The following is a 12232-nucleotide window of genomic DNA, read 5'->3' on the forward strand; positions in this document are numbered from 1 at the left end:
AATAATCCAACTTGGAGAATTAATAAAGAAGGAAGTGAGTACAGATGAAAAAGCTGTAAAAAATAATACTCTTGGTTATTTTGCGGTTACGATTATGGTCTGTGTAATTTGGTTTGCTACTATTCCAGCCTGGAAACCATTCATGGCAAACGTTTTACAATTTTCCGATGTAGATAAGATGTTCAATCTTGTTATGGTACTTCTTGGATTTTATGTTTTGTATGCTTTACAGAATGTATTTGACTGTGAGTTCTATGGTCTTGGAAAAACAAATTACATGCTTTTCGAATCGATTGTAACAAACTCTATCTATTACGGAGTTGCCTTTATTCTGTATCTAGCGAGTGTGTGGACACCAACTTTAATAGGCATTGCTTTTTGGTATCGGAAACGCTTTTGACAGTATTGTATCAAGTGGAGCGTATGCCTTTTTATTAAAGAAAAAGAAGATAAACATTCTGGAGGTAGAATAAAATGTCAGACCTGTTAATCGGCACCAGCGGATATGATTACCCTGAATGGAAGGGCGTATTTTATCCTGAGGATTTGAAGCGGAAGGATTTTCTCTCTTATTATGCGACTCAGTTCAACGCACTGGAGCTGAATAATACCTTTTACAACATGCCGACAGCAGAACGATTGATGAGTTTTTATGAGCGCTCTGAAGGGCGGCTGAACTTCAGTGTGAAAGCGAACAGGCTTTTGACTCATGAAATTGGGGCTGACTGGCAGACGGCGGCTGAGGATTTTAAGGAAGCACTAAAGCCTCTGAACGAAAAAGAAAGTCTATCTGCAGTGCTTTTTCAGCTGCCGGAAAGCTTTCATTACACAAACGATAACCGGATTTACCTTGCAAAACTCATTGCAGAGTTTGAAGGATTTCCGGTGATGATAGAGTTTCGGCATAAAGAGTGGATTCGGGAATCTGTTTTTGAAGGGTTGGAAAAGCGGAAGGCAGGTATTGTTTTTTGTGATATGCCTCAGCTTAAGAATCTTCCTGATGGTACTGTGATGGGGACGCCTTTTATTGGAGAAAATGCATATATACGCTTGCATGGCCGGAATGAAGGGGCGTGGTATGCACATGTGCCGAAGGTGCAAACGTCAATAACTTCCACTCATGCAAACGGTGCGAAAGCGACGCACGCTGCGGGGGAATCTCCAAATGGCAGTGCCCGTTACTGTTATGACTATTCGGAAAATGAATTAGCACAGTTTGTTCCTATAATAAAGCAGGCAAAACGGGAAGGAAAGAAAGTGCAGGTCTACTTTAACAATCATCCTAATGGGAGTGGGGCGAAGAATGGGCTGAAGCTGAAAGAAATGATAGGGATGGACGAAAGCGGCGAAAATTAAGAAAAATTCGCAAAATTGTCAACATATTTTATTTCAATGTCATTCTATGACACCGTTGTGTGATAAACTTCTACAAATAACGGGAATAAAAATATTTTGCGAAATCGTGATATTTTTCCGCTTTAAAACACAAAGGTGTGGTATAATCTTCTATATTATGCAAGTTGATTATAGTAAACTTTGGGCTCGTTATAAGGAGCTAGGTCACAAGAATAAAACAGACCTTATTGAGATGGCAGGAATCTCAACGAATATTCTGGCTAAACTGACTAAAGGTGAATTTATTTCAATGGAAAGTATCCAGCGTATTTGCAAAGCCCTTAATTGCGATGTGGGCGATATTTGTGTAATTAATAAAGTTGAGGATTAAAAGGAATATAAAATGGCACAGTATAACGTAAACAATATTATGGTTAGTTCACTTCTTTCTAGTATTAGAGATGGAACTATTGCAATTCCAGAAATACAGAGACCTTTTGTTTGGGACCCTACAAAGGTTCGTGATTTAATTGATTCATTATATAAAGGATATCCTGTTGGATATATTATTGTTTGGCAGAATCCTGATGTAAAACTTAAAGATGGAACTATTTCTTCTGGAAAGAAAATCATTATTGATGGTCAGCAGAGAATTACTGCGTTAACCGCTGCAATTGTTGGTCTTGAAGTTGTTGGTGCGGATTATAAAAAGAAGAGAATTAAGATTGCATTTAATCCAAAAGAAGAGAGATTTGAAACTTGTAACCCTGCTATAGAAAAAGATATTCAGTGGATTGCAGATATTTCAACTATATTACAGCCCGGTTTTGATGCTTTTTCTTTTGTAAATGAATATTGTGATAAAAACAAAATCACAGATAATGCTGAAAAAAGTTCTATTAACAAAGTAATCAATACTTTAAGTCAGATTCAGAACAATAGCCTTGGTGTAATAGATCTTTCTTCTGGTCTTGATATTGATAGTGTCACAGATATTTTTATTCGAATCAACTCTAAAGGCAAAGTCCTTTCACAAGCAGATTTTGCTATGTCGAAGATATCTTCAAATGAAAGATATAAAGGCGATTTAATCCGTAAGACAATAGATTATTTTTGTCATCTTCTTCAGAATCCTGGCGATTTCGATACTATAAAAAATAATGATTCTGATTTTGCAAATACGGATGAGTTTAAGGCAATTGCTTGGATAAAAGATGAAAACGAAGATATTTATGAACCAGATTATACAGACCTTTTGAGAGTTGCATTTACTTCAAAATTCCATCGTGGTAAACTGGCTGACCTTGTTAGCTTGCTGAGTGGCCGTGATTTTAAGACTCGTGAATTTAGAGAAGAAATTGCTGAACAGTCATTTAAAGACTTAAAAGAAAGTGTTTTGCAATTTGTAAATAAGACTAACTTCCAAAGATATTTAATGATTGTAAAATCTACAGGAATTATAGATTCATCACTTGTTCGTTCTGATAACGTTATGAATTTCGGTTACATTCTCTACCTTGCTCTTAGAGAAAAGAAGATTGATTCAGTAATTATTGAGCGAGCTGTAAGACGGTGGATTGTACTTGCAATTCTTACTGGTAGATATTCTGGTTCTCCTGAATCTATGTTCAATTATGATATTACTCGATTTGTAGATGCAGCAGATCCAATTACATACATTGAGCAAACTGAAGCCGGTGTTCTTTCTGAAGCATTCTGGAGTAATGTTCTTATTACAAGACTTAACACCGCTGTTGCAAGTAGTCCATTTTATAATGTATATCTTATGGCTCAAGTTAAAGCTGGCGATAAAGGATTTCTTTCTGAACAGATTGATGTTAAATCAATGATTGAACAGAGAGGTGATATTCATCACTTGTTCCCTAAACAGTATTTAATAAACAATGGAATTAAGGATAAGGGAATGTATAATCAAATTGCAAATTATGTTTATTTACAATCTGAAATAAACATTAAAGTAAAAGATACAGCGCCAAATGAATATATGGCTACAGTCCTCCAACAGTGCGAAGATAAAAAGCCTGTATATGGTGGAATTGTAGATAAAGATGAACTTATGCAGAATCTTAAGGCAAACTGTGTTCCAGAAGATTTTGTTAAAATGGATGTAAAAGATTTTAATAGATTCCTTGATGAAAGACGAAAGCTTATGGCAGCTAAAATCAAAGAATATTACGAAAGCTTGAAATAGAAAAAGGAAATTAATAAAAATGCTTCACACAATGATTCAAAAAGCATGCGCAAAATGGTTCTCTTCTGATGAGTGCAAAATAAAAAATTTGATTTTTTATATGATTTCTACTGGGGAACTTCGTGATGCACAGATAGAAGCAATAAAGACATATCTTTTTTTGAAAATAGCCTGTGATAATAAACCTCTTTATGAGCTTTTTTGCAATGGAGCCTTTAATTCTCTTTCAGAGGTAGATTTGAACAGCATGGAACTTTCTACGCTTGCCCGCGAGACTCTTTTGCATAATAAAGCGGCCCTCGCCTTGTATGAGTATGCCACACAAAAAAATAATAGAGGTGAACAGGTTTCTGTAAAACTTGCGGATGAAATAAAAAAGAATCCTCAAAGCATTGATTATGAGGGCATTTTCAAAAAGATTTTTTATGGTGTCACATATTCCGATTATCTTTTCAGCCTTCCGATGGGTGCCGGAAAAACATTTTTGATGGCGGCTTTCATTTATATTGATTTGTATTTTGCAATGCAGAATCCTGATGACAGCCGATTTGCCAGAAACTTCATTATTTTGGCTCCGTCGGGCTTAAAAACTTCGGTTATTCCAAGCCTTAGAACAATTCAGGAATTTAATCCGGCTTGGGTTTTGCCCGAACCAACAGCCAGCGAAATAAAAAGACAAATAATTTTTGAAGTGTTGGATGAAAACAAATCTGCAAAAAAATCAAATAGAACTAAAAATCCGAATGTTCAGAAGCTGGCTTTACATCAGCCATTTGAGGATTTAACAGGCCTTGTGGCCGTAACAAATGCTGAGAAGGTTATTCTTGACGGACTTGTTCGTGCAGAGCAGGGAGAATTATTTGAAGAAAGTTCGGAAACAAAAGACCGTGAGGCAAATGAACTGCGTTACTGGATTGGGAAGTTGCCACAGCTTTCTGTTTTTATCGACGAGGTTCATCATGCAACAGATGGTGACATAAAACTCCGCTCTGTGGTGAACCGTTGGGCAAATGGTGAAAAGAAAAATGTGACAAATGTAATCGGCTTTTCTGGTACACCATACTTGGATAAAGCAGAAAAAATACCTGTTACAGATTCTCTTTCTGTTGCTTCGTCTGATATTTCTAATACCGTTTATTATTATCCGCTTGTAGACGCAATAGGAAACTTCTTGAAATATCCAACCGTAAAGGTTTCTGACAATAAAGACAGTATGCAGATTGTTGAAAGCGGTGTGCGTGAATTCTTACAAAAATATAAAGACACCGTTTATGACCGCTCGCCACGCACACTACAGGCTAAACTTGCGGTTTATTGCGGAAAAGGAATAGATTTTCTTGAAGAAGAAGTTTATCCATTTATTTCAAATCTCATCATGGAGTACGGACTGAATCCTAATGAGCATATTTTGCGCTATCATGATGGAAATAAAAATCATCCTAAGCCACAGGATAGTGATTATCAGTTCAGGATTCTTGATAGAAGTGAATCAAAAATACGAATAATACTCCTTTGTCAGATTGGAAAAGAAGGATGGAACTGCAGGAGCCTTGCAGGGGTAATTCTTTCGCAAGAGGGGGATTGTCCTACAAATATGGTTTTGCAAACTTCATGTAGATGTTTGCGTCAGGTTGAGCGAGGCATAAAAGAAACTGCCTTAATATATTTAAATGAGACAAATGCGGAAAAACTAAAAAAGCAACTTGAGCAACAGCAGCATATCAATCTTGATGAATTCCAGAAGGGCTCAAGAGGTGCTACCGAAACGCTTAACAGATATAATCGTACTGAGCATTTAAAGCTTCCTCCAATACCGCTGTATCAATATTCAATCAAATATGACACTCTGCTTGTGGAAGAGCCTGATACTGATAATGTTATTTCAAATGCTGTAAAAAATTCTGAGCAGAAAGCAGTTATAAATAAACAGTTTGATGTCAGGAAAGCAGATTTCACAAATATCGATATTGATTCTTCTGAGCATGGAAAACTTCCGGCACGATACAATACTTGGCTTTATGAAATAGCGAGAGAGAGTTTTGGTTTTGTAACAATTGCAAAACTCCATGAACATGACAAGGCATTGCGCAAGGTCTTTAATGAAGTCTCATATAAAGCTGATGGCGAGACATATTTCAGTTCTCATTATGACATACAAAAATTAAATTCACTCATCAGAACTGCCTTTTATGAAAAACGAGATTTTTCTGTCAGGGAAGAATTTATAAAAGAATCAGTAAGATTGCTGTGCATAGAACAGTTTTCGCCACAAGTCGAAGTTGCGTCATCTAAAATTAAGGATTATTATCCTGAAGAAATCGAAGTTCAAAAGATAATTGACGCAGATAAATCTGGAAAAATTGAAATCGATGAAAAGACAAAAACTGCCGTTACAGCCCTCCGTGCAGCAGGTTTGAATAAAGAGGCTGATGATATTGAAAATAAGGCTTGCCCTTATCCAAATAAAGACCGAACTTTCCATTATCTTCCTTATAAAACAGACAGCTCTTTTGAACAGAAATTTCTTGGAGAAGTTTTAAAGGAAGAGTGCGTGTCAAAATTTAATCTTGAAGTCTATTATAACGGTGACCGAAATCTGACTGATTTTAGGATTCACTGTTATAAAAAAACTGAAAAAGATTGGTCAAATGTCGGTGAATATACACCTGACTTTATCATCTTGCAAAGGAAATCAGAAAACGAAGTCGGAAAAGTTTTAATTGTTGAAACAAAAGGCAGCTTATATGCAAATGACCCGAATTTCATTGCCCGCAGGGAATTTGTTGAGCAGTATTTTATAAAGATGAACAATGAAAAAACAGGCGCTGAAAAATTCTCATATCTTTATCTGCAAGATAATGAGTCGGACGAAGAAAGAATTAAAAAGACAATCATCCATGTTAATGCATTTTTTGGGGAGGAAATGTAAATGGCAAAGAGGAAAACTAAAGAAATCACAATCAGAAGTTCCGCCGCTGAATATCTTACTTACATTGCAGCAACAGGTGATTCTCCTGAAAGTTATGAAATGAGATATGAAGACGAGAATATCTGGCTAACCCAAAAAATGATGGCAGCTTTATATGATGTTGATGTTGCAAATATAAATTATCATCTTAAAAAAATCTATGACGATGGAGAATTAACAAAAGAGGCAACTATTAAAAATTTTTTAATAGTTCAAAATGAAGGAAAACGAACTGTTTCTCGTGAGGTTGCACACTATAATCTGCAAATGATTATTGCTGTTGGTTTTAAGGTAAACAATGAACGTGCCGTTAGGTTTAGAAAGTGGGCTGGTCAAATTGTCAAGGATTATACAATTCAAGGCTGGACAATGGACAAAGAGCGACTGAAAAAAGGACACATGTTTACAGATGAATATTTTGAGCGCCAGCTTCAGCAAATCAGGGAAATAAGGCTTTCAGAAAGAAAGTTTTATCAAAAGGTTACTGACTTATATGCAACGGCCTTTGATTATGACAAGGATGCTACTACAACAAAAGAATTCTTTAAGATGGTGCAGAATAAAATGCATTATGCTGTACATAGGCATACGGCAGCAGAACTTATTGTGGAGCGCGCTGATGCAAAAAAAGAACACATGGGTCTTACAACTTGGGAAAATGCACCTTCTGGAAAAATCATAAAAGCAGACGTAACTATTGCAAAAAACTATTTATCAGAAAAAGAAATGAGTTTTATGGAAAGACTTGTTTCTTTATATCTAGATTATGCAGAAATGCAGGCTGAACGTCATATTCCAATGAGTATGGAAGATTGGGCAAAACGCTTGGACGGATTTTTGGAATTTAACGGCAATGAAATTCTAACAGGTCCTGGAAAAATAAGTGCGGAACAGGCAAAACTTCACGCAGAAAGCGAATTTGAAAAATATAGAATCGTACAGGATAGATTGTTTAAGAGTGATTACGATTTGTTCTTGGAGGAGTTTGGAGAATGAAAATTTATAAAGATTTGATAATAAATGGAACAACAGAAGCCTTAGCAAAATTTGAAGAATCCCTATCTGGTGAAATACCTAATTATTGGAAATTCTTAGGAAATGACAAGAACATGCCTAATTATTTGAAAATAATATACAGTGGAGACAGGTTCCCTATAGCTGGTTTATCAATATATAAAAGTGAATCTCAGTTTGAAATTGTAAATATTATTCCTCTTACACAAAATCAATTATCTTATGATGAGTATAATGGAATTTTAAAACTATTTTATAATGATTTCTTTAATAAACAGAAACAATCAGAGCTATCAGTTCTATTTAATGAAAATGACGAACTATATGAAAAAGATATCCTAAAAGACGAAACAATAGCTTCTCTAAAAGCTTTTTCAGATTGCGCAAATAAATCTACAGGTTCAATTCATCCATTAGACCGAAAGAGATGGTTTGATTTTATATGTCTTGCTTATAGAAATGGGGATTACAGAGAATTGTCTGAAACTTATTTAGAGTGTTTTTTAGTGGAAGATTATGGTTGGTCTCAAGAATGGGCCTTAAAATTAGCTTCAGAGTATCATTTTGGTATTGGACTCTTGAAGCATTGGGAGAATTAGCATATGAAAGTTGATTTTAATACAATTCTGACAATAATTTCTTTTATTTGTATGATTGCATCAATAATAGGAGCTGTAAGAGCTAATACTTATGCTAAAAAAGCAAAAGCATTACTTAATCGTGATACTGTAAAAGCGTCATTGGGATTAGTTTTAGAGATGAAAAGTTATGTTGATTGCATTAGAAATTATAAGAATCCTGCATTAGAAACAAAACCTCCTCGTGGTCAGAATATAGCAAACATGATAAATGAACAGGTTTCTTTATTAAAAAGGCAATTTGATAAAATGATTAATGATTTACCGCCAAAGTATGAAAACATACTTACTTGCGCAAGTATAAATCAAACAGAAATATCAAAAACAATTGCTCATATGCTAAGCAATTCTGAAGAAGTTTTGAATGAAAATCTAGATAAAATAGAAACGTATTTCCTAAGTTTAGAAAAGGAATTGAAAAAAGCAGACGAGCAGGAAACTAATATTCTAAATTAATGGAGACCAAAAATGCCAATTAAATACATCCCATACACCCCGGAGCCGATTGAAGGGCAGGCACTTCTTGATAATTTTACTCGTACACTCCGTTATAAAGGAAACTACGACATAAAAGGTAAGCTTTTGCGCGGAATGCCGTTGTATGAAATGCAGACTCTTGAAACTGTAGGAGAAGCTGAAAAAGCAAAGCAGAACCTTGTGATTCGAGGGGAATGTGTTTCTGCGTGCGCTTATTTAAAAGAAAAAGGCATTCTTGTTGATTTAGTTTACATTGACCCACCGTTTGCGAGCGGTGCAGATTATTCTAAGACTGTGTATATCCGTCAGAATCCCAATCTTGCCAAAGCCCTGAAGCAGGCAGAAGAAGAACTTGAGATTGAAGATTTGAAAAGTTTTGAAGAAAAAATGTACGGCGATGTTTGGGATAAAGAAAAATACCTGAACTGGATGTATGAAAACCTGTGCGCAATAAAAAGCGTGATGAGTGAGACAGCAAGCATTTATGTTCATCTTGATTATCACATAGGGCATTATGTAAAGATTTTAATGGATGAGATTTTCGGGGAAGATAATTTTAGAAATGAGATTATTTGGAAACGTTCAACTGCTCACAATGATAGTACTGGATTTGGAAATTTACACGATACGATTTATTACTATTCAAAATCTAATGATTATCTTTTTACAACGCAATATGTTCCTTATTCACAAGATTATATAGATACATATTATAGGCATAAAGATCCTGATGGCAGGGTCTTTCTTGACCGCGATTTATCTGCAAAAGGGTTACAGGGGGCAGGATACACTTATGATTGGAAAGGGAAAGTCGGTTATTGGCGTTGTCCAATAAAAACAATGGAGCAATATGAAAAAGAAAATCGTCTGTATTATACTGAGAATAAAACACCACGTTACAAGCAGTATTTAGATGAAATGCCAGGTGTTCCAGCTCAAGACATTTGGACTGATGTTTATGCAGTTAATTCTCAAGCCGATGAACGAGTTGATTATTCGACTCAAAAACCGGAAACCCTGCTTGAACGAATCATCAAAGCCTCGTCCAATGAAAATATGCTTGTCGCAGATTTTTTCGGTGGTTCAGGTGTAACGGCAGCTGTAGCAAATAAGCTTAATCGCCGCTTTATTCATTGTGATGTCGGTATCAATTCAATTCAGACTGTACGCGACCGACTTATCACTCAAAAAGAAACGCTTGCTTCTTTTTCTGTCTTAGAAATTAAAGACGGCGTTTCCCTGTTCCGAAATCCTGTTCAAACAATGGAAAAACTAAAGTCTCTTGTGCCTGGACTTGGAAAAATGGAAGGACTTTCTGATTTTTGGGCGGGCTGTATAGAAAGCATAAAGGACGGTACTGTTCCAGTGTATCTTCCTGACTTAAAAAACAGTGAATGCAAGATTTTGGACAAGCCTTTTATAAGCCGCATTCTGCATGAGCATCTTGGCAATCTTCCTTTTACTCCAAGTCGTGTCATAATTTATTATGTTGATGTGGCGGATATTGCAGAAATTGAAGAGTTCGTTAAATCAGACAAATCAACCCTTGCAAAAATCGAATTCCGCGACTTAAAAGAACTGCTTGATGAAATAGTGATTGAAGACACCGCTGTCTTTGAAGTAAGTGAAGTTCAGGAAGAACTTATCCCGGAATATAAACTAGTTATAAAATCATTTATGAGCGACCGTGTTATGCGCCATATAAACGCCTACAATCAAAAATGCGAACTCAATTCAAAAGGTAAAAAGTTCAAGCCAATCATCATTTCAGAAGAAGGTTTGGAACTCATTGAATGGCTCAGCGTGGATTGTACTGCAACAGAAGGTGAGTGGCATTCAGATTCAGAAATCAAAATAGACAAACTCGGTTTTGTTATCAAAAACGGCACAAAAACAAAAGATTTCTGGGACGGCACAATCAAAAGCGAAACAAAACCGCTGCGTCTGAAAATCAGGAATATCTGTGGCGATGAGACTGTGTGGAAGGTATAAGGAGAGATGTAACTTATGAAAAAGTTTCTTTTAGGGGTTTTGGGCACTGTTATTGCAGGCATATTTGTAGCTTTATTTACTTTGTACATAAACAAAGAAAAAATAGATGTGAAATATAATCTTTCAGCGCCAATTTCTATTCCATCTGAAAAAGATTATGTGCAACAGTTAAGAATTCAAAATGTTGGAAACGCAACTGCAGAAAACTTAGTAATTACATTGAATGGTAATATTCAAAAATATGAAATAAAAAAATATTCAGAACAAGATAATATTCAAGAATTTGAACTGACTGATAGTAATGGGAAACAGATTTGTTATTCAAAACTTCCAAAGGACGGTTCTATCATTATAACAATGAATATTAATGGTTCAGATTCCTTAAAAATAGATATTAAGCATGATAAAGGAAAAGCAACAGAAGTTTTTTCTTCTCAAACAAAGGTTGGATTTGCATTGATTTTTTTTGCTGTATCTATGTTGTTTTATTTGTTATTTGGTGTAAAAAATCTTATCGACGATTATTGGATTACTTCTATTTTACAATATCACCGAAAGAAAATATTTTCTTGTGACAAACCATTTTTATTGTCAGAATCGCGATGGAAAGAAATACGAGGAATGGCAATTGAGAATGAAATAGCATCTATAAAAAGAGATTACTTCATTTCTGCAAAAGGATTGCAAGAGTCATCTGCCCTAAATTACTTGAATAATGATAAAATCAATAAATTAAAACTTGATAATGAGGAACAGAAAAAAATCATTTCAACTACAAAAGACTATTTCCTCAAAGAATTTCGAAATTTGCGTAACATGTTGTATGGCAAAAATGACTATGTGGAAATTCTTTCAATTTTTAAACCAGATTCAGTAGAAGAATCTGATTGGCTAACAGAAAGAGAAAAAATATTTTCATCATATGAAGAATTTATAAAATCTAGATGTTATGATATTTACAATGTTTCGAAAACTGATCAATTTATTAAAGATGCATTAGATATAAATACAATTTCTGATATAGAAAAAAATAAAATTAAGCAAGATATAGAACAGTGGTGGTTAAAAAATCTAGAGCAATGGATAAGGGGATTGGCATCTGATTCTGGTAAAAACTATATAGAGCAGATTTTTCAAACAAAGAAACCAGATTGTTTTACTCCATCTGAATGGGAATCAATAAATAATACAGCAAATGATAAATACTTGGAAATCGTATTATATGAACTTTTTTATTCATCGAAGGAAGACTATGAAAAATTGTTAAAAAATGAAAACTCAAAAATAAACAACCTACCTGATGATTGTCGTAAAAAAATAAGAAAATATGCAGAGCAATTATATTGCTTATCCATAATGGAAGATTCACTTATTCTATCCCATAAAGAGTTAGTAGATAAATATGATTTTAGTTTATTAGAATCTAAAAGAATAACAGCGATTCTTAAGTTGATTGACAAAGCTCAATCTATAGAAAAACTATTAAATTCTCCCGTAGAGGGTATTGATAAATTAGAAATTCCAGAAAGTGTAGAAAAACCATTTTGGAATTCAATAATTGAATACAGAACTAAAAGTGCTGAATTAAATGACAAA

General features: G+C 34.7%; 10 protein-coding genes. All 10 read left to right on the plus strand.

What is annotated here, in order from left to right:
- Window positions 1–400 (plus strand): hypothetical protein (locus tag Q0Q74_RS13255; RefSeq protein ID WP_294431595.1); only part of this gene is annotated, 400 nt, incomplete at its 5' end.
- A gap of 74 nt (window positions 401–474) precedes the next feature.
- Window positions 475–1356, plus strand: coding sequence for a DUF72 domain-containing protein (locus Q0Q74_RS13260; protein ID WP_294431596.1), 882 nt, complete (start codon window positions 475–477; stop codon window positions 1354–1356).
- A gap of 157 nt (window positions 1357–1513) precedes the next feature.
- The gene (locus tag Q0Q74_RS13265; RefSeq protein WP_294431597.1) at window positions 1514–1726 is read left to right on the plus strand and encodes a helix-turn-helix transcriptional regulator; all 213 of its coding nucleotides are present in this window, start codon (window positions 1514–1516) and stop codon (window positions 1724–1726) included.
- A gap of 12 nt (window positions 1727–1738) precedes the next feature.
- The gene (locus Q0Q74_RS13270; RefSeq protein WP_294431598.1) at window positions 1739–3547 is read left to right on the plus strand and encodes a DUF262 domain-containing protein; all 1809 of its coding nucleotides are present in this window, start codon (window positions 1739–1741) and stop codon (window positions 3545–3547) included.
- A gap of 100 nt (window positions 3548–3647) precedes the next feature.
- Entirely contained in the window at window positions 3648–6476 is a 2829-nt protein-coding gene (locus Q0Q74_RS13275; protein WP_294431599.1) for a DEAD/DEAH box helicase family protein, read from the plus strand.
- Window positions 6477–7511, plus strand: a complete 1035-nt coding sequence (locus Q0Q74_RS13280; protein ID WP_294431600.1) for a virulence RhuM family protein — start codon at window positions 6477–6479, stop codon at window positions 7509–7511.
- Window positions 7508–8128 carry a hypothetical protein gene (locus tag Q0Q74_RS13285; RefSeq protein WP_294431602.1) on the plus strand — a complete coding sequence of 207 codons (621 nt, stop codon included), beginning with the start codon at window positions 7508–7510 and terminating at the stop codon, window positions 8126–8128. The genes Q0Q74_RS13280 and Q0Q74_RS13285 overlap by 4 nt, the downstream gene beginning before the upstream one ends.
- A 3-nt stretch (window positions 8129–8131) precedes the next feature.
- Window positions 8132–8623, plus strand: a complete 492-nt coding sequence (locus tag Q0Q74_RS13290; RefSeq protein ID WP_294431603.1) for a hypothetical protein — start codon at window positions 8132–8134, stop codon at window positions 8621–8623.
- Between the two features lie 12 nt (window positions 8624–8635).
- Window positions 8636–10636 (plus strand): site-specific DNA-methyltransferase, encoded by a 2001-nt coding sequence (locus tag Q0Q74_RS13295; RefSeq protein WP_294431604.1) that lies wholly within the window; start codon window positions 8636–8638, stop codon window positions 10634–10636.
- Window positions 10637–10651: 15 nt separating this feature from the next.
- A partial coding sequence (locus tag Q0Q74_RS13300; RefSeq protein ID WP_294431605.1) for a hypothetical protein occupies window positions 10652–12232 on the plus strand: 1581 nt, incomplete at its 3' end.

This window comes from uncultured Treponema sp., from assembly GCF_946187725.1.
GTDB lineage: Bacteria > Spirochaetota > Spirochaetia > Treponematales > Treponemataceae > Treponema_D.